This is a genomic window from Enterobacter sp. DTU_2021_1002640_1_SI_PRY_ASU_LCPMC_013, from assembly GCF_032389435.1.
GTDB classification, from domain to species: domain Bacteria; phylum Pseudomonadota; class Gammaproteobacteria; order Enterobacterales; family Enterobacteriaceae; genus Enterobacter; species Enterobacter hormaechei_C.
The window spans coordinates 3,373,482-3,392,978 of record NZ_CP135594.1 but is presented as its reverse complement, the minus strand read 5'-3'; the positions used below and the strand labels follow the sequence as shown (position 1 = coordinate 3,392,978).

Annotated in this window: 16 protein-coding genes; 14 read left to right on the top strand and 2 right to left on the bottom strand. The window is 55.7% G+C overall.

The annotated features are described in order from the left end of the window. Window positions 1-65: 65 nt before the first annotated feature. Both yfbR and alaA read right to left on the bottom strand, forming a co-directional pair. Window positions 66-665, bottom strand: coding sequence for a 5'-deoxynucleotidase (gene yfbR, locus RS584_RS16190; protein WP_033487380.1), 600 nt, complete (start codon window positions 663-665; stop codon window positions 66-68). A gap of 117 nt (window positions 666-782) precedes the next feature. Continuing rightward, window positions 783-1,997 (bottom strand): alanine transaminase AlaA, encoded by a 1,215-nt coding sequence (gene alaA / locus RS584_RS16185; protein WP_003861471.1) that lies wholly within the window; start codon window positions 1,995-1,997, stop codon window positions 783-785. Window positions 1,998-2,934: 937 nt separating this feature from the next. Here alaA and lrhA point away from each other — a divergent pair. From lrhA to nuoN, 14 genes are all read left to right on the top strand, one after another. Further along, on the top strand, window positions 2,935-3,873 hold the full coding sequence (lrhA, locus tag RS584_RS16180; protein ID WP_017693002.1) for a transcriptional regulator LrhA: 939 nt from the start codon (window positions 2,935-2,937) through the stop codon (window positions 3,871-3,873). Between the two features lie 631 nt (window positions 3,874-4,504). Beyond that, window positions 4,505-4,945, top strand: coding sequence for an NADH-quinone oxidoreductase subunit NuoA (gene nuoA / locus RS584_RS16175; RefSeq protein WP_003861475.1), 441 nt, complete (start codon window positions 4,505-4,507; stop codon window positions 4,943-4,945). A 15-nt stretch (window positions 4,946-4,960) separates the two neighbouring features. Continuing rightward, complete coding sequence (nuoB, locus tag RS584_RS16170; protein ID WP_003861482.1) at window positions 4,961-5,635, top strand: NADH-quinone oxidoreductase subunit NuoB; 675 nt, start codon at window positions 4,961-4,963, stop codon at window positions 5,633-5,635. A gap of 89 nt (window positions 5,636-5,724) precedes the next feature. After that, complete coding sequence (nuoC, locus tag RS584_RS16165; RefSeq protein WP_072204069.1) at window positions 5,725-7,527, top strand: NADH-quinone oxidoreductase subunit C/D; 1,803 nt, start codon at window positions 5,725-5,727, stop codon at window positions 7,525-7,527. Window positions 7,528-7,529: 2 nt separating this feature from the next. Further along, the gene (gene nuoE, locus RS584_RS16160) at window positions 7,530-8,030 is read left to right on the top strand and encodes an NADH-quinone oxidoreductase subunit NuoE (protein WP_006176513.1); all 501 of its coding nucleotides are present in this window, start codon (window positions 7,530-7,532) and stop codon (window positions 8,028-8,030) included. Beyond that, window positions 8,027-9,364, top strand: coding sequence for an NADH-quinone oxidoreductase subunit NuoF (nuoF, locus tag RS584_RS16155; RefSeq protein ID WP_003861487.1), 1,338 nt, complete (start codon window positions 8,027-8,029; stop codon window positions 9,362-9,364). Before nuoE ends, nuoF begins: the two co-directional genes overlap by 4 nt. A gap of 54 nt (window positions 9,365-9,418) precedes the next feature. Next, entirely contained in the window at window positions 9,419-12,142 is a 2,724-nt protein-coding gene (gene nuoG / locus RS584_RS16150; protein WP_003861488.1) for an NADH-quinone oxidoreductase subunit NuoG, read from the top strand. After that, a complete protein-coding gene (nuoH, locus tag RS584_RS16145) occupies window positions 12,139-13,116 on the top strand; it encodes an NADH-quinone oxidoreductase subunit NuoH (protein ID WP_003861490.1) in 978 nt (325 codons plus the stop codon). Before nuoG ends, nuoH begins: the two co-directional genes overlap by 4 nt. Before the next feature lie 14 nt (window positions 13,117-13,130). Next, on the top strand, window positions 13,131-13,673 hold the full coding sequence (gene nuoI, locus RS584_RS16140; protein WP_003861491.1) for an NADH-quinone oxidoreductase subunit NuoI: 543 nt from the start codon (window positions 13,131-13,133) through the stop codon (window positions 13,671-13,673). A 10-nt stretch (window positions 13,674-13,683) separates the two neighbouring features. After that, a complete protein-coding gene (gene nuoJ, locus RS584_RS16135; protein WP_003861493.1) occupies window positions 13,684-14,238 on the top strand; it encodes an NADH-quinone oxidoreductase subunit J in 555 nt (184 codons plus the stop codon). Further along, entirely contained in the window at window positions 14,235-14,537 is a 303-nt protein-coding gene (nuoK, locus tag RS584_RS16130) for an NADH-quinone oxidoreductase subunit NuoK (protein WP_003861496.1), read from the top strand. Before nuoJ ends, nuoK begins: the two co-directional genes overlap by 4 nt. Continuing rightward, window positions 14,534-16,375, top strand: coding sequence for an NADH-quinone oxidoreductase subunit L (gene nuoL / locus RS584_RS16125; RefSeq protein ID WP_003861497.1), 1,842 nt, complete (start codon window positions 14,534-14,536; stop codon window positions 16,373-16,375). The genes nuoK and nuoL overlap by 4 nt, the downstream gene beginning before the upstream one ends. 76 nt (window positions 16,376-16,451) lie before the next feature. Next, the gene (gene nuoM, locus RS584_RS16120; RefSeq protein WP_003861498.1) at window positions 16,452-17,981 is read left to right on the top strand and encodes an NADH-quinone oxidoreductase subunit M; all 1,530 of its coding nucleotides are present in this window, start codon (window positions 16,452-16,454) and stop codon (window positions 17,979-17,981) included. A gap of 6 nt (window positions 17,982-17,987) precedes the next feature. Then, window positions 17,988-19,445 carry an NADH-quinone oxidoreductase subunit NuoN gene (nuoN, locus tag RS584_RS16115; RefSeq protein WP_315748336.1) on the top strand — a complete coding sequence of 486 codons (1,458 nt, stop codon included), beginning with the start codon at window positions 17,988-17,990 and terminating at the stop codon, window positions 19,443-19,445. Window positions 19,446-19,497 lie beyond the last annotated feature (52 nt).

Genomic DNA, 19,497 nt, shown 5'->3' with positions numbered 1-19,497 from the left:
GCGGCTACGCCTTACCCGGCCTACAACCCCGTAGGCCCTGCAAGCGCAGCGCCGCTGGGCGAAAATCAGAGTGGCGAATCCTGGCTAATCTCATCCAGCGACAAATGGAAGCTCGGCACAAACACGCGCATAAAGTAGTCCATCTCTTCGCTACGGCGGGAGTCGAGCGTCTTCTCCAGGCGTGATTTCGCCAGCAGGAACTCGTTATTCCCGGCGGACAGCTCTTCCAGACACTTCAGGTAGGCGCACAGCGCGTCAGCCTGCTTAACCAGGGATTTCTCCTCTTCCGTATACTGATGCTCGTCGATCAGCGGCCCGAAGATATCGCGCAGCTCTTCAGGCACCATGTCGATCAGCTTCTGCTGGGCAATCTTCTCAATGGCCTTATATTCCTGGGCAATCTGCGAGTTGAAATATTTCACCGGCGTAGGCAGATCACCGGTCAGCACTTCAGATGCATCGTGATACATCGCCAGCAGGGCGATACGTTCGGCATTCACCTGCCCGTTGAATTTGCGGTTTTTAATCGCGGCCAGCGCGTGCGCGACCATGGCAACCTGCAAACTGTGCTCCGACACATTTTCAGTACGCACGTTGCGCATCAGCGGCCAGCGGTTGATGAGTTTCAGGCGGGAGAGGTGGGCAAAGAAATGACTCTGACTCATAGGTTACCTTATGTCTTCACTGCGACAGACTTCATTGTGCGGGGAGGGGAGGGAAGATGCAAATTTGCGGATGTTGCAGGCCGGGTAAGCGCAGCGCTACCCGGCGGAAAGTCAGCGTTACTGATGGTACCCGGAGAGGAAGCGCCCGAAGCGGCTGATGGCCATCTCGAGATCGTCTTCGCGCGGCAGGGTGACGATACGCACGTGATCCGGCCACGGCCAGTTAAACGCCGTCCCCTGAACCAGCAGCACTTTTTCCTGCAACAGGAAGTCGAGCACCATTTTCTGGTCGTCGTGAATATTGAAGCGCTTCGCGTCGATTTTCGGGAACATGTACAGAGCGCCGTTAGGCTTCACGCAGGAGACGCCCGGAATATCATTAATCAATTCCCATGCACGGTTGCGCTGTTCATACAGGCGGCCGCCTGGAACGATAAACTCGCTGATGCTTTGATAGCCGCCGAGTGCTGTCTGGATCGCATGTTGCGCCGGTACGTTGGCGCACAGACGCATGGATGCCAGCATCTCCAGCCCTTCAATGTAGCCTTTCGCATGTTTTTTCGGACCGTTCAGTACCATCCAGCCCTGACGGAAACCGGCAACGCGATAAGTTTTAGACAGTCCGTTAAAGGTGACCGTCAGCAGATCGGGCGCCAGCGCGGCGATAGAGTGGTGCTGCGCCGCGTCGTACAGGATCTTGTCGTAAATCTCGTCGGCAAAGATGATCAGGTTGTGCTGGCGGGCGATCTCGACGATCTCCATCAGCAGCTCTTTTGAATAGACCGCACCCGTCGGGTTATTCGGGTTAATGATCACGATACCCCGGGTGCGCGGGGTAATTTTGGCGCGAATATCATCCAGATCCGGGAACCAGTCAGAGGATTCGTCGCACAGGTAGTGCACCGCTTTACCGCTGGACAGGGACACCGCAGCCGTCCACAGCGGATAATCTGGGGCAGGAACCAGCATTTCATCGCCGCTGTTCAGGAGCGCCTGCATCGCCTGAACGATCAGCTCCGAGACACCGTTGCCAATGTAGATATCTTCAACGGTGACGTCGCGCATACCGCGAGCCTGATAGTGCTGCATGATGGCTTTACGGGCGGAATAAAGCCCTTTTGAATCGCAGTAGCCTTGTGCAGTGGGCAGGTTGCGGATCACATCCACCAGGATCTCATCCGGCGCTTCAAAACCAAATGGCGCGGGGTTGCCGATGTTGAGTTTCAGAACCTTATTGCCTTCCTCTTCAAGGCGTTTTGCCTCTTTGAGTACCGGGCCACGGATGTCGTAACAGACGTTGTCGAGCTTGCTGGATTTTTCGATAGGGGACATGAACCTTTAACCTTTTCGCTATTATTGCAACTTCCTGCCGTGGAAGTGAGCACGGAACAATGTACTCCCACCGCGCTTCGTTTTGAAGGGCGCACAGAAGAAGATTTCGTCCAACCGGGCAATGCCGCGGTGATCGCTTACTCTAACGACGGAGTGATTTTGTGCCTGAATTTATCGTGATAAAGAGGGGTGATGGGTTGTTTATGCTAAAAATTTCATATAAAGATGAATATTATTCTGGAATAAATAAAAAGACGATTCGGGCTGATGCATTAGTCCCTCTGAGTGACCATTCGTAAAACCTGAATGCTGAGATACCGATTGCCATATTAGCAAAGCCAGGTTAAAAGTTACTCATGTGAAATTAATGTTAAGGGTTATTAATGAATGGCCTGAATCTAAATTAAACTTTATTTATTATTAACGACGAAAATGCAACTTTCGTTAATTTTAATAAAAAGAGTGTAGTTGCTTATCATTGGCGATAAATCCTTAATATTGCAATAAGACTTATAAATATAGTGGATTTGGGTTAAGATGTGTTTCGGGAATGCAGCATAGCGATAGGCCTGTTACGTATATCGGATACTGCTTTCCTGTATTAATCGATTGTTATTGTTAAAGTTATCTCTGGCTGATTGGGTAAGTCACATCTTGCTACGTTGCCAACGCTGCGATATAGATGGCAGAAAACATGTCTTACTCTTTATGGTATTAACATCGACCTGCAAACAACGAAATATCCTGGACGCAAGAGAATAAAAATAACGTCATGAAACGTGATTTCTGACTGGTGATATACCGCAGTACAATAACTATCTGTCAGGCAGTCTGCCGGGCCGGGATGCGAGGGAAACTCTTCAGAAGGAATTGCTTAACTGTTACACACAGCTTCAACCCGGGCAGCTCCGCACGAGCAACCTGAAAGTGAAAAGATATGATAAATGCAAATCGTCCGATAATGAATCTCGACCTCGATCTGCTGAGAACGTTTGTTGCGGTCGCCGATCTCAACACTTTTGCAGCAGCTGCTGCCGCCGTTTGCCGTACCCAGTCCGCCGTGAGTCAGCAAATGCAGCGGCTGGAACAACTGGTTGGTAAAGAGCTTTTTGCGCGTCATGGACGTAATAAGCTTTTAACAGAACATGGTATTCAGCTTCTGGGTTATGCCAGAAAGATACTGCGCTTTAATGATGAAGCCTGTATGTCATTAATGTTTAGCAACCTTCAGGGAGTGTTAACATTAGGGGCGTCAGATGAATCAGCAGATACCATTTTACCCTTCCTTCTCAACCGAATTAGCTCGGTTTATCCGAAGCTTGCCCTGGACGTTAGCGTTAAACGCAATGCCTTCATGGTTGAGATGCTGAAAGAAAACGAGGTTGACCTGGTGGTCACCACGCATCGACCTGGCCAGTTTGACAGCCTGACGCTGCGTACTTCTCCAACGCACTGGTACTGTGCCGCAGAGTATGTATTGCAGAAAGGTGAGCCGATACCCCTGGTCCTGCTGGACGATCCGAGTCCGTTCCGCGATATGGTGCTGGCTGCGCTCAACGAAGCCGGTATTCCATGGCGCCTGGCGTACGTGGCGTCAACCTTGCCCGCAGTGCGAGCGGCGGTGAAGGCCGGGCTTGGCGTAACGGCCCGTCCGGTGGAGATGATGAGCCCCGATCTGCGTGTGCTGGGTCAATCCGAGGGACTCCCGTCGTTGCCGGATACGGAGTACCTGCTGTGCCATAACGCCGCCAGCAACAACGAGCTGGCAAAAGTGGTGTTCGAGGCAATGGAAAACTACCACAATCCATGGCAGTACGCGCCTGTTACTCCCGAAGGAGGGGACGACTCCCTGATCGTGGAAGGGGATTTTGAGTGATCATTCCCTCAAAATTCTCGTAACAAAATGTAAGTGCAAAAAAGAGCCACTCGCATGATTTTTTCCTGCGAGTGGTTTTTTTTGCTATTCATAACCGTGAACGGAGCAGGGATAAAGCAAATACCGCTTATTTATCAATGCAGAAAATGTTTTTGGTTAAGATGTAAACAATACCTGTTCTAACTTACCTCATACCCCGCCGATGTTAAAAAAACAGGAAATATGTTGCTGTTTTTTTGATTGAATTAACAAAAGCGTGTCTCAGATCAAGAAAATACTCCCATTTGGGGGGAGGAATCGTTGGCAAATCCTGTCAAAATAGGAGGGTTATTTTTTTTACTTCCAAAACGGACACGATTCAACAAGATGCATTTGACGGAAAGTCATGTACCCACCAGGGTTAAAGGGCACCAAATGTTAATGAGAATCGCACGTTGTAATTTAATGTGAAGAAACCTTTGTTAAAGTTGACAAAAGGTTATAGAAAGGAGTAAAAAACCCCATCATTTTGCTGTCTATGTCTCATTTCTGACAGTTAGTGTAAGGTTATTTTGTTCCTCCCCATGAATCGATGTGATGCCCATCTGCCAGCAAGAGCAGTGTCGTCGGTATCACTTTTGATGAGTAAGCAATGAGTATGTCAACATCCACAGAAGTCATCGCTCATCACTGGGCATTCGCAATCTTTCTTATTGTAGCCATTGGCCTGTGCTGCCTGATGTTAGTCGGCGGCTGGTTCCTGGGCGGTCGCGCCCGCGCAAGGCACAAAAACACACCTTTCGAATCAGGTATTGATTCAGTAGGTACCGCTCGCTTACGCCTGTCTGCCAAGTTCTACCTGGTAGCCATGTTCTTCGTCATTTTTGACGTGGAAGCGCTTTACCTCTTCGCGTGGTCTACCTCCATTCGCGAAAGTGGTTGGGTGGGCTTTGTCGAGGCCGCAATTTTCATTTTAGTGTTACTGGCCGGTCTGGTTTATCTGGTGCGTATTGGCGCGCTGGACTGGACACCTGTGCGTTCACGCCGTGAACACATCAACCCGGAAAACAGTATCTCTAATCGTCAGCAGTAACAGCGAGGCAATAAGATGGATTATACGCTCACCCGCATAGATCCTAACGGTGAGAATGACCGTTACCCCCTGCAAAAACAGGAGATCGTAACCGACCCCCTGGAGCAAGAAGTCAACAAAAGCGTGTACATGGGCAAGCTCGAACATGCCATGCACGACATGGTCAACTGGGGTCGTAAGAACTCCATCTGGCCATACAACTTTGGCCTTTCTTGCTGCTACGTTGAAATGGTGACGTCATTCACTGCGGTGCATGACGTTGCGCGTTTTGGGGCCGAGGTACTGCGTGCTTCTCCACGTCAGGCTGACCTGATGGTGGTGGCCGGGACCTGCTTTACCAAGATGGCACCGGTTATTCAGCGTCTTTATGACCAGATGCTGGAGCCAAAATGGGTTATCTCCATGGGCGCATGTGCAAACTCCGGCGGTATGTACGACATTTATTCCGTTGTGCAGGGCGTTGATAAGTTCATTCCGGTGGATGTGTACATCCCGGGCTGCCCGCCGCGTCCAGAGGCCTATATGCAGGCGCTGATGCTGCTCCAGGAGTCAATTGGTAAAGAACGCCGCCCGCTTTCATGGGTTGTTGGCGATCAGGGTGTCTATCGCGCGAACATGCAGTCTGAGCGCGAGCGTAAACGTGGTGAACGTATTGCCGTCACCAACCTGCGTACGCCTGACGAAATTTAATTCGCGCCTGTGGGCCTGGAGAACACCTTCGCATATCACTACTCAAATAGCGCGAAGCCAGGCTTAACAGTCACCACGGACCATTTGCAATGGTGAACAATATGACCGACTTAACCGCGCAAGAAGCCGCCTGGCAGACCCGGGATCATCTCGATGACCCCGTCATTGGCGAACTGCGCAACCGTTTTGGGCCGGATGCCTTTACTGTTCAGGCCACCCGCACCGGGGTACCCGTTGTTTGGGTGAAGCGTGAGCAATTACTGGAAGTTGTCGATTTCCTCAAGAAATTGCCAAAACCTTACGTCATGCTGTTTGACTTACACGGCATGGACGAACGTCTGAGAACGCACCGCCAGGGTCTCCCTGCTGCGGATTTTTCCGTTTTCTACCACCTGATCTCAATAGACCGCAACGCGGATATCATGCTCAAGGTGGCATTGTCTGAAAACGACATGCATCTGCCGACGATCACCAAACTTTTCCCGAACGCCAACTGGTACGAGCGTGAAACCTGGGAAATGTTCGGCATGACCTTCGACGGTCACCCGCATCTGACGCGCATCATGATGCCGCAGACCTGGACCGGCCACCCGCTGCGTAAAGACTACCCGGCACGCGCCACCGAATTTGACCCGTTTGAGCTGACCAAAGCCAAGCAGGATCTGGAGATGGAAGCGCTGACCTTCAAGCCGGAAGACTGGGGCATGAAGCGCGGCACCGAAAACGAAGACTTCATGTTCCTCAACCTCGGTCCAAACCACCCGTCTGCGCACGGTGCATTCCGTATTATTCTTCAGCTTGACGGCGAAGAGATTGTCGACTGCGTGCCTGACATCGGCTATCACCACCGTGGTGCCGAGAAGATGGGCGAGCGTCAGTCCTGGCACAGCTACATTCCGTACACCGACCGTATCGAATACCTCGGCGGCTGCGTGAACGAAATGCCATACGTGCTGGCCGTTGAGAAGCTGGCAGGCATCACCGTCCCGGATCGCGTTAACGTGATTCGCGTGATGCTGTCTGAACTGTTCCGTATTAACAGCCACCTGCTGTACATCTCCACGTTCATTCAGGACGTCGGCGCGATGACGCCGGTCTTCTTCGCCTTTACCGACCGTCAGAAAATCTACGATCTGGTGGAAGCGATTACCGGTTTCCGTATGCACCCGGCCTGGTTCCGCATCGGCGGTGTGGCGCACGATCTGCCGCGCGGCTGGGACCGTCTGCTGCGTGAATTCCTCGACTGGATGCCAAAACGTCTGGCGTCTTACGAGAAAGCCGCGCTGCGTAACTCCATCCTGAAAGGCCGTTCCCAGGGCGTTGCTGCCTACGGCGCGAAAGAAGCGCTGGAGTGGGGAACCACAGGTGCTGGCCTGCGTGCGACCGGGATTGATTTCGACGTGCGTAAAGCGCGTCCTTACTCTGGTTACGAGAACTTCGACTTTGAAGTCCCGGTTGGCGGCGGCGTATCCGACTGCTACACCCGCGTGATGCTGAAAGTGGAAGAGCTGCGCCAGAGCCTGCGCATCCTTGAGCAGTGCCTCAACAACATGCCGGAAGGCCCGTTCAAGGCGGATCACCCGCTGACGACGCCGCCACCGAAAGAGCGCACGCTGCAACATATCGAAACCCTGATCACCCACTTCCTGCAAGTTTCCTGGGGCCCGGTCATGCCGGCACAGGAATCCTTCCAGATGATTGAAGCGACCAAGGGTATCAACAGCTACTACCTCACCAGCGACGGCAGCACCATGAGCTACCGCACCCGCGTGCGTACGCCAAGCTTCGCGCACTTGCAGCAGATCCCGGCCGCCATTCGCGGCAGTCTGGTCTCCGACCTGATTGTGTATCTGGGTAGTATCGATTTTGTTATGTCAGATGTGGACCGCTAATTATGCACGAGAATCAACAACCACAAACCGAGGCTTTTGAGCTGAGTGAAGCAGAGCGTGCCGCCATTGAGCACGAGATGCACCACTACGAAGACCCGCGTGCGGCGTCCATTGAAGCGCTGAAAATCGTACAGAAACAGCGTGGTTGGGTGCCGGATGGGGCGATCTACGAGATCGCAAAAGTGCTGGGCATTCCGGCAAGTGACGTAGAAGGCGTAGCCACGTTCTACAGCCAGATCTTCCGTCAGCCGGTAGGCCGCCATGTGATCCGCTACTGTGACAGCGTGGTCTGCCACATCACCGGTTATCAGGGCATTCAGGCTGCGATTGAGAAGAAACTCAATATCAAGCCGGGCCAGACCACCTTCGACGGACGCTTTACTCTGCTGCCAACCTGCTGCCTGGGTAACTGCGACAAGGGGCCGACCATGATGATTGATGAGGACACTCACAGCCATCTGACGCCGGAAGCGATTCCTGACCTGCTGGAGCAGTACAAATGAAAACTGTAATTCGTACTGCTGAGACGCATCCGCTGACCTGGCGTCTGCGTGATGACAAACAGCCGGTCTGGCTCGACGAATATCAGAGCAAAAACGGCTATGCCGGCGCGCGTAAAGCCCTTGGCGGCATGGCGCCGGACGACATCGTTAACGCGGTGAAAGAGTCTGGCCTGAAAGGCCGCGGCGGCGCGGGCTTCTCCACCGGTCTGAAGTGGAGCCTGATGCCGAAAGATGAATCCATGAACATCCGTTACCTGCTGTGTAACGCCGATGAGATGGAGCCGGGTACCTATAAAGACCGCCTGCTGATGGAACAGCTGCCGCACCTGCTGGTGGAAGGCATGCTGATCTCCGCGTTCGCGCTGAAAGCGTACCGTGGCTACATCTTCCTGCGCGGTGAGTACATCGAAGCGGCTGAAAACCTGCGTCGCGCGATTGCCGAAGCCACTGAAGCCGGTCTGCTGGGTAAAAACATCCTGGGCACTGGGTTTGACTTCGAGCTGTTCGTGCACACCGGTGCCGGGCGTTATATCTGCGGTGAAGAAACCGCGCTGATTAACTCCCTGGAAGGCCGCCGCGCGAACCCGCGCTCCAAGCCACCGTTCCCGGCAAGCTCCGGCGTGTGGGGTAAACCGACCTGCGTCAACAACGTCGAAACCCTGTGCAACGTCCCGGCGATCCTCGCGAACGGCGTGGAGTGGTATCAGGGCATCTCCTCAAGCAAAGATGCCGGTACCAAGCTGATGGGCTTCTCCGGTCGCGTGAAGAACCCTGGCGTCTGGGAGCTGCCGTTCGGCACCACCGCACGTGAAATTCTTGAAGACTACGCCGGCGGCATGCGCGATGGCCTGAAATTCAAAGCCTGGCAGCCGGGTGGGGCAGGGACGGACTTCCTTACCGAAGCCCACCTTGACCTGCCAATGGAGTTCGAAAGCATTGGTAAAGCAGGCAGCCGTCTGGGTACCGCGCTGGCGATGGCCGTCGACCACGAGATCGGCATGGTATCCCTGGTGCGTAACCTGGAAGAGTTCTTCGCCCGCGAGTCCTGCGGCTGGTGTACACCGTGCCGTGATGGTCTGCCGTGGAGCGTGAAGATCCTGCGTGCTATCGAACGTGGCGAAGGCCAGCCTGGCGATATCGAGACACTTGAGCAACTGTGTCGATTCTTAGGGCCGGGTAAAACCTTCTGTGCCCACGCACCGGGCGCCGTCGAGCCGCTGCAAAGCGCGATTAAATATTTCCGCGACGAATTCGAAGCAGGCATCAAGCAGCCGTTCAGCAATACCCATTCGATCAATGGTATTCAGCCGAACCTGCTGAAAGCGCGCTGGTAAAAACAGAATTTTGATTAACGCTCGGTTTCGGCCGAGCCAACTGGAAGCATGCTAATGGCTACGATTCATGTAGACGGCAAAGAATACGAAGTCAACGGGGCGGACAACCTGCTGGAAGCTTGTCTGTCTCTTGGCCTCGATATTCCGTACTTTTGCTGGCATCCGGCGCTGGGCAGCGTCGGTGCTTGCCGCCAGTGTGCGGTGAAGCAATATCAAAACGCGGAAGACACGCGTGGTCGCCTGGTGATGTCCTGTATGACGCCAGCCGCCGAAGGCACCTTTATTTCGATTGATGACGAAGAAGCCAAACAGTTCCGTGAAAGCGTGGTGGAGTGGTTGATGACCAACCACCCGCACGACTGTCCGGTGTGTGAGGAGGGCGGTAACTGCCACCTTCAGGATATGACCGTCATGACCGGTCACAGCTTCCGTCGCTATCGCTTTACCAAGCGTACCCACCGTAACCAGGATCTGGGGCCGTTCATCTCTCACGAAATGAACCGCTGCATCGCCTGCTACCGCTGCGTGCGTTACTACAAAGATTATGCAGACGGTCAGGATCTGGGCGTATATGGCGCGCATGACAACGTCTACTTCGGTCGTCCGGAAGACGGTACGCTGGAAAGCGAATTCTCCGGTAACCTGGTAGAAATCTGTCCGACCGGCGTATTCACGGATAAAACCCACTCTGAACGTTACAACCGTAAATGGGACATGCAGTTTGCGCCAAGCATCTGCCAGCAGTGCTCCCTCGGCTGTAACACCAGCCCGGGTGAACGTTACGGCGAACTGCGTCGTATCGAAAACCGTTACAACGGTACCGTTAACCACTACTTCCTCTGCGACCGCGGTCGTTTCGGCTATGGCTATGTGAACCTGAAAGACCGTCCGCGTCAGCCGGTACAGCGCCGTGGCGATGACGTCATTACCCTCAACGCTGAGCAGGCGATGCAGGGCGCGGCAGATATTCTGCGTCAGTCGAAGAAAGTGATCGGCATCGGTTCCCCGCGCGCCAGCATCGAAAGCAACTTCGCGCTGCGCGAGCTGGTTGGGGCGGAAAACTTCTATACCGGTATCGCCCAGGGCGAGCAGGAACGTCTCCAGCTGGTGCTGAAAGTGCTGCGTGAAGGCGGCATTCATACGCCTGCGCTGCGCGAAATCGAATCTTATGATGCGGTTCTGGTGCTGGGTGAAGACCTGACGCAGACTGGCGCACGCGCGGCTCTGGCGGTTCGTCAGGCGGTGAAAGGCAAAGCACGTGAAATGGCAGCGGCGCAGAAAGTGGCTGACTGGCAGATTGCGGCCATCCTTAACATCGGTCAGCGCGCGAAGCATCCTCTGTTTGTGACTAACGTCGACAACACCCGTCTGGACGATATCGCCGCGTGGACCTACTGCGCGCCGGTTGAAGATCAGGCGCGTCTCGGCTTTGCCATTGCCCACGCGCTGGACAGCAACTCGCCGGCCGTTGAACTGGATCGCGACCTGCAAAACAAGGTCGACGTGATTGTTCAGGCGCTGGCGGGGGCGAAAAAACCGCTGATCATTTCCGGTACCAACGCCGGTAGCGCTGAAATCATTCAGGCCGCAGCGAACGTTGCCAAAGCCCTGAAGGGCCGCGGCGCTGACGTCGGTGTCACCATGATTGCCCGTGCGGTGAACAGCATCGGTCTGGGTATGATTGGCGGCGGCTCGCTGGAAGACGCGTTAAGCGAACTGGAATCCGGTGCCGCTGACGCCGTTGTGGTGCTGGAAAACGACCTGCATCGCCATGCTTCTGCCGCTCGCGTTGACGCCGCGCTCTCCAGAGCGCCGCTGGTGATGGTTATCGACCATCAGCGCACCGCGATCATGGACAAAGCGCACCTCGTGCTCTCTGCGGCAAGCTTCGCAGAAAGCGACGGGACGGTGATCAACAACGAAGGCCGCGCCCAGCGTTTCTTCCAGGTTTATGACCCGGCCTACTACGACAGCAACACCGTGATGCTGGAAAGCTGGCGCTGGCTGCACTCTCTGCACAGCACCGTGCAGAGCCGTGAAGTGGACTGGACGCAGCTCGACCACGTTATTGACGCGGTTGTTGAGAAACTGCCTCAGCTGGCGGGCATTAAAGACGCCGCGCCTGACGCAAGCTTCCGCATTCGCGGCCAGAAACTGGCGCGTGAGCCGCACCGCTACAGCGGTCGTACCGCGATGCGCGCCAACATCAGCGTGCACGAACCGCGTCAGCCGCAGGATAAAGACACCATGTTTGCCTTCTCGATGGAAGGGAACAACCAGCCGTCTGCGCCGCGTTCGCAAATCCCGTTTGCATGGGCACCGGGCTGGAACTCCCCGCAGGCATGGAACAAGTTCCAGGCTGAAGTGGGCGGTCACCTGCGCCACGGCGATCCGGGCGTGCGTCTGATTGAAGCCTCCGAAACCGGTCTGGACTTCTTCACCACCGTTCCGGCGAGCTTCCAGGCGCAGGAAGGTCACTGGCGTATTGCACCGTACTACCATCTGTTCGGTAGCGACGAAATGTCCCAGCGTTCTCCGGTATTCCAGCAGCGTATGCCGCAGCCGTACATCAAGCTCAACCCGGCGGATGCCGCGAAGCTTGGCGTTAACGCGGGTGCGAACATTGCCTTTAGCTACGACGGCCAGACTATCAGCCTGCCGCTGATTATTTCTGAACGCCTGTCAGCAGGGCAGGTGGGTCTGCCGATGGGTATGCCTGGCATCGCGCCGGTCCTGGCGGGGGCGCATCTTGATAACCTTCAGGAGGCAAAAGCATGAGTTGGTTAACGCCGGATCTTATCGACATCCTGCTGAGCATTCTGAAAGCGGTTGTGATTCTGCTGGTGGTTGTCACCTGCGGCGCGTTCATGAGCTTTGGTGAACGTCGTCTGCTCGGTCTGTTCCAGAACCGTTACGGACCGAACCGCGTGGGCTGGGGTGGTTCACTCCAGCTGGTCGCGGACATGATCAAGATGTTCTTTAAAGAGGACTGGGTTCCGCGCTTCTCGGACCGCGTGATCTTTACGCTGGCACCGATGATTGCCTTCACCTCGCTGCTGCTGGCGTTTGCTATCGTTCCGGTCAGCCCGACCTGGGTGGTGGCTGACCTGAACATCGGCATTCTGTTCTTCCTGATGATGGCAGGCCTCGCGGTTTACGCGGTGCTGTTCGCAGGCTGGTCCAGTAACAACAAATACTCGCTGCTGGGTGCGATGCGTGCTTCCGCGCAGACGCTGAGCTACGAAGTGTTCCTGGGTCTTTCCCTGATGGGTGTGGTGGCGCAGGCCGGTTCATTTAACATGACCGACATCGTCAACAACCAGGCCGACATCTGGAACGTTATCCCGCAGTTCTTTGGGTTTATTACCTTTGCCATCGCGGGCGTGGCGGTGTGTCACCGTCACCCGTTTGACCAGCCAGAAGCCGAACAGGAACTGGCCGACGGTTACCACATTGAATATTCCGGTATGAAGTTCGGTCTGTTCTTCGTGGGCGAGTACATCGGTATCGTCACCATTTCCGCGTTGATGGTAACGCTGTTCTTTGGTGGCTGGCATGGCCCGTTCTTACCGCCGTTCATCTGGTTCGCGCTGAAAACCGCGTTCTTCATGATGATGTTCATTTTGATTCGCGCAGCGTTACCGCGTCCGCGTTATGACCAGGTAATGTCCTTCGGCTGGAAAGTGTGCCTGCCGCTGACGCTCGTCAACTTGTTGGTAACGGCGGCTGTCATTCTCTGGCAGCAGCCATAAGGGGCTTTGAGATCATGACCTTAAAAGAATTATTGGTAGGTTTCGGCACTCAGGTACGCAGTATCTGGATGATCGGCCTGCATGCGTTTGCCAAACGCGAAACCCGGATGTACCCGGAAGAGCCGGTATATCTGCCGCCGCGCTACCGTGGACGTATCGTGCTGACGCGCGACCCGGACGGTTCCGAGCGTTGCGTTGCCTGTAACCTGTGTGCGGTAGCGTGTCCGGTGGGCTGTATCTCTCTGCAAAAAGCAGAGACGGTAGACGGCCGCTGGTACCCTGAGTTCTTCCGCATCAACTTCTCACGCTGCATTTTCTGCGGTCTGTGTGAAGAAGCGTGCCCAACCACGGCGATTCAGCTGACTCCAGACTTCGAGCTGGGTGAGTACAAGCGTCAGGATCTGGTGTACGAGAAAGAGGATCTGCTGATTTCCGGTCCGGGCAAATACCCGGAATATAACTTCTACCGGATGGCGGGTATGGCAATCGACGGCAAAGATAAAGGCGAAGCAGAGAACGAAGCTAAGCCTATCGACGTCAAGAGCCTGTTACCGTAAGGAGAGGGCAATGGAATTCGCTTTTTATATCTGTGGCCTTATCGCCATCCTGGCTACGCTGCGAGTGATCACGCACACCAATCCGGTGCATGCGCTGCTGTATTTAATCATTTCGCTGCTGGCTATTTCCGGGGTGTTCTTTGCGCTGGGCGCGCACTTCGCTGGTGCGCTGGAAATCATCGTCTACGCCGGGGCCATCATGGTGCTGTTTGTGTTCGTGGTGATGATGCTGAACCTGGGCGGCTCTGAAATTGAGCAGGAACGTCAGTGGTTAAAACCGCAGGTGTGGATTGGTCCGGCAATTTTGTCGGCCATCATGCTGGCGGTGATTGTTTACGCCATTCTGGGCGTCAACGACCAGGGTATCGACGGGACGCCAATCAGCGCGAAAGCCGTGGGTATCACCCTGTTTGGTCCGTACGTTCTGGCGGTTGAGCTGGCCTCAATGCTGCTGCTGGCGGGTCTGGTTGTGGCCTTCCACGTTGGCCGCGAAGAGCGTGTCGGCGAGGTGCTGAGCAACCGCACTGACGACCGCGCGAAAAGAAAAACGGAGGAACGCGCATGATCCCCTTAACACATGGACTGATCCTCGCTGCGATTTTATTCGTTCTGGGCTTAACCGGTCTGGTTATCCGCCGCAATCTGCTGTTTATGCTGATCGGTCTGGAAATCATGATCAACGCTTCCGCGCTGGCCTTTGTGGTCGCCGGCAGCTACTGGGGCCAGACCGATGGTCAGGTGATGTACATTCTCGCCATCAGCCTCGCGGCTGCTGAAGCGAGTATTGGCCTGGCGCTGTTGCTACAGCTCCATCGTCGCCGCCAGAACCTGAACATCGATTCAGTAAGTGAGTTGCGTGGATGAACATGCTTGCCTTAACCATTATTTTTCCGCTGATTGGCTTCGTGCTGCTGGCGTTTTCTCGCGGCCGCTGGTCTGAGAATCTGTCTGCCACCGTGGGCATTGGCTCTATCGGCCTGGCTGCGCTGGTCACGGCGTATGCGGGTATCGACTTCTTTAACAATGGACGTCAGGCCTACAGCGTACCGCTGTGGAACTGGATGTCGGTCGGTAACTTCAACATCGGTTTCAACCTGGTGCTGGATGGTCTGTCTCTGACCATGCTCTCCGTGGTCACCGGCGTCGGCTTCCTGATCCACATGTTCGCCTCCTGGTACATGCGCGGTGAAGAGGGATACTCCCGCTTCTTCGCCTACACCAACCTGTTTATCGCCAGCATGGTGGTTCTGGTGCTGGCCGATAACCTGCTGCTGATGTATCTGGGCTGGGAAGGCGTGGGTCTGTGTTCTTACCTGCTGATCGGTTTCTACTACACCGATCCGAAGAATGGCGCAGCGGCCATGAAAGCGTTCGTCGTGACCCGTGTGGGTGACGTGTTCCTCGCTTTCGCGCTGTTCATTCTTTACAACGAACTGGGCACGCTAAACTTCCGCGAAATGGTGGAACTGGCGCCGGCGCACTTCGAAGCAGGCAACAACATGCTGTGGTGGGCAACGCTGATGCTGCTGGGTGGCGCTGTGGGTAAATCCGCGCAGCTGCCGTTGCAGACATGGCTGGCCGACGCGATGGCGGGTCCAACCCCTGTCTCCGCGTTGATCCACGCCGCGACCATGGTCACCGCCGGTGTCTACCTGATTGCGCGTACCCATGGCCTGTTCCTGATGACCCCGGAAATTCTGCATCTGGTGGGTATTGTCGGTGCGGTTACGCTGGTGCTGGCAGGCTTTGCCGCGCTGGTGCAGACCGACATCAAGCGCGTGCTCGCGTACTCCACCATGAGCCAGATTGGTTACATGTTCCTGGCGCTGGGCGTTCAGGCGTGGGACGCCGCCATTTTCCACCTGATGACGCACGCGTTCTTTAAAGCGCTGCTGTTCCTCTCATCCGGTTCGGTGATCCTGGCCTGCCACCACGAGCAGAACATCTTCAAAATGGGCGGACTGCGTAAGTCCATCCCGCTGGTTTATGTCTGCTTCCTGGTAGGCGGCGCGGCGCTGGCGGCACTGCCGCTGATTACCGCAGGCTTCTTCAGTAAGGACGAAATCCTGGCGGGCGCCATGGCGAATGGTCATATCAATCTGATGGTTGCGGGTCTGGTCGGTGCGTTTATGACCTCCCTGTACACCTTCCGTATGATTTTCATCGTCTTCCACGGTAAAGAACAAATTCATGCTCACGCAGGGAAGGGGATTACCCACCACCTGCCGCTGATTGTGCTGCTGGTCCTGTCCACCTTCGTTGGCGCGATGATTGTGCCACCGTTGCAGGGCGTACTGCCGGCAACAACCGAGCTTGAGCACGGTCGCGTTCTGACGCTTGAAATCACCTCCGGCGTTGTGGCTATCGCGGGCATCCTGATTGCCGCATGGCTGTGGCTGGGCAAACGCACGCTGGTGACTGCCGTTGCCAACAGCGCGCCGGGCCGTCTGCTGGGCACCTGGTGGTACAACGCGTGGGGCTTCGACTGGCTGTACGACATGATCTTCGTGAAGCCGTTCCTGGGCATTGCGTGGCTGCTGAAGCGCGATCCACTGAACAGCCTGATGAATATCCCGGCGATCCTCTCTCGCTTTGCAGGTAAAGGCCTGCTGTTCAGCGAGAACGGTTATCTGCGCTGGTATGTGGCGTCCATGAGCATCGGTGCGGTTGTCGTACTGGCGCTGCTGATGGTGTTGCGTTGATCGTTAAGTGAATTTTATTCGAATTCGTTGAAAATCAGGCCCCTGCTGGGGGCCTTAAAAAGGAATGTAAATCGCCATGTTACTACCCTGGCTAATATTAATTCCCTTCATCGGCGGCTTCCTGTGCTGGCAGACTGAACGCTTTGGCGTGAAGATGCCGCGCTGGATCGCGCTGATCACCATGGGATTGACGCTCGCGCTTGGTCTGCAACTCTGGTTGCAGGGTGGCTACTCACTGACCCAGTCCGCGGGCCTTCCGCAGTGGCAGTCTGAGTTCATTCTGCCGTGGATCCCACGTTTCGGTATTACGATCCACCTCGCGATTGACGGTCTGTCGCTGCTGATGGTGGTGCTGACCGGTCTGCTCGGCGTTCTGGCGGTACTCTGCTCCTGGCGAGAAATCGAAAAATACCAGGGCTTCTTCCACCTGAACCTGATGTGGATCCTGGGCGGCGTTATCGGCGTGTTCCTTGCCATCGACATGTTCCTGTTCTTCTTCTTCTGGGAGATGATGCTGGTGCCGATGTACTTCCTGATCGCGCTGTGGGGCCACAAGGCATCCGACGGTAAAACGCGTATCACGGCGGCCACCAAGTTCTTCATCTACACCCAGGCGAGTGGTCTGGTGATGTTGATTGCTATCCTGGCGCTGGTATTCGTGCATTACAATGCTACCGGCGTCTGGACCTTCAACTATGAAGATCTGCTGAAGACCCCGATGTCCCACGGCGTGGAATACCTGCTGATGCTCGGCTTCTTCATCGCCTTCGCGGTGAAAATGCCGGTCGTACCGCTGCACGGCTGGCTGCCGGACGCGCACTCTCAGGCGCCAACGGCGGGTTCCGTTGACCTTGCGGGTATCTTGCTGAAAACGGCGGCCTACGGTCTGCTGCGTTTCTCCCTGCCGCTGTTCCCGAACGCCTCCGCAGAGTTCGCGCCGATTGCCATGTGGCTTGGCGTGATCGGTATCTTCTACGGTGCCTGGATGGCCTTTACGCAGTACGACATCAAACGTCTGATTGCCTACACCTCCGTTTCCCACATGGGTTTCGTGCTGATTGCCATCTACACCGGCAGCCAGCTGGCGTACCAGGGCGCGGTGATCCAGATGATTGCGCACGGTCTCTCCGCTGCCGGTCTGTTCATCCTGTGTGGTCAGCTGTACGAACGTCTGCACACCCGCGACATGCGCATGATGGGCGGCCTGTGGGGCAAAATGAAATGGCTGCCAGCGCTCTCCATGTTCTTTGCGGTTGCGACGCTGGGTATGCCGGGCACCGGTAACTTCGTCGGCGAGTTTATGATCCTGTTCGGCAGCTTCAACGTGGTACCGACGATCACCGTCATCTCCACCTTTGGTCTGGTGTTCGCTTCCGTCTACTCACTGGCGATGCTGCACCGCGCTTACTTCGGTAAAGCGAAGAGTGAAATTGCTGCACAAGAACTGCCGGGGATGTCGCTGCGTGAGCTGTTCATCATCCTGCTGCTGGTCGTACTGCTGGTGCTGTTGGGCTTCTATCCGCAGCCGATTCTGGATACCTCGCACTCCGCGATGGGTAATATCCAGCAGTGGTTTGTTAATTCTGCTTCTACTACAAGGCCGTAATTCGCCATGACAATAACTCCACAACAACTGATCGCGCTGCTACCGCTGCTGATCGTCGGATTGACGGTGGTGGTTGTGATGCTCTCCATTGCGTGGCGACGCAATCACTTCCTGAATGCGACCCTGTCCGTTCTGGGTCTGAACGCTGCGTTAGTTTCCCTCTGGTTTGTTGGCCAGGCGGGAGCGATGGACGTCACGCCGCTGATGCGCGTTGACGGTTACGCCATGCTCTACACCGGTCTGGTGCTGCTGGCGAGCCTGGCAACCTGTACCTTTGCGTACCCGTGGCTTGAAGGGTACAACGACAACAAAGAAGAGTTTTACCTGCTGGTACTGATTGCCGCACTGGGCGGCATTCTGCTGGCGAACGCGAACCACCTGGCCGCGCTGTTCCTCGGTATTGAGCTGATCTCACTCCCGCTGTTCGGCCTGATTGGTTACGCTTTCCGCCAGAAGCGCTCTCTGGAAGCGAGTATCAAGTACACGATCCTGTCTGCTGCCGCGTCGTCGTTCCTGCTGTTCGGTATCGCGCTGCTGTACGCACAGACGGGGAACCTCTCCTTCATGGCGCTCGGTAAGAGCCTCGGCGACGGCATGCTGCATGAGCCGCTGCTGCTGGCGGGTCTGGGCATGATGATTGTTGGCCTTGGCTTTAAACTCTCTCTGGTTCCGTTCCACCTGTGGACGCCAGACGTATACCAGGGCGCCCCTGCACCGGTCTCGACCTTCCTGGCGACGGCGAGCAAAATCGCTATCTTCGGTGTGGTCATGCGTCTGTTCCTGTACGCCCCGGTGGGTGACAGCGAAGCGGTTCGCGTGGTGCTGGGCATCATCGCGTTCGTCTCCATCATCTTCGGTAACCTGATGGCGCTGAGCCAGACCAACATCAAGCGTCTGCTGGGCTACTCCTCTATCTCCCATCTGGGTTACCTGCTGGTGGCGCTGATTGCGCTGCAAAGCGGTGAGATGTCGATGGAAACCGTGGGTGTCTATCTGGCCGGTTACCTGTTCAGCAGCCTCGGCGCGTTCGGCGTGGTGAGCCTGATGTCCAGCCCGTACCGTGGCCCGGATGCGGATTCCCTGTTCTCCTACCGTGGTCTGTTCTGGCACCGTCCGATTCTGTCTGCGGTAATGACCGTGATGATGCTCTCTCTGGCGGGTATCCCGATGACGCTGGGCTTTATCGGTAAGTTCTACGTGCTGGCCGTCGGTGTGCAGGCGGGTCTGTGGTGGCTGACGGCGGGTGTCGTTATCGGCTCCGCGATTGGTCTCTACTACTACCTGCGCGTAGCGGTGAGCCTGTACCTGAGCGCGCCTCAGCAGCTCAACCGCGATGCGCCAACCAACTGGCAGTACAGCGCCGGCGGGATTGTGGTTCTCATCTCCGCGCTGCTGGTGCTGATCTTCGGTATCTATCCGCAGCCGCTGATTGAGATTGTGCAGCGCGCGATGCCGCTGATGTAAGATGAAAGCAAAAAGGCAACGAAAGTTGCCTTTTTTATTGCCCAGCGGCGCT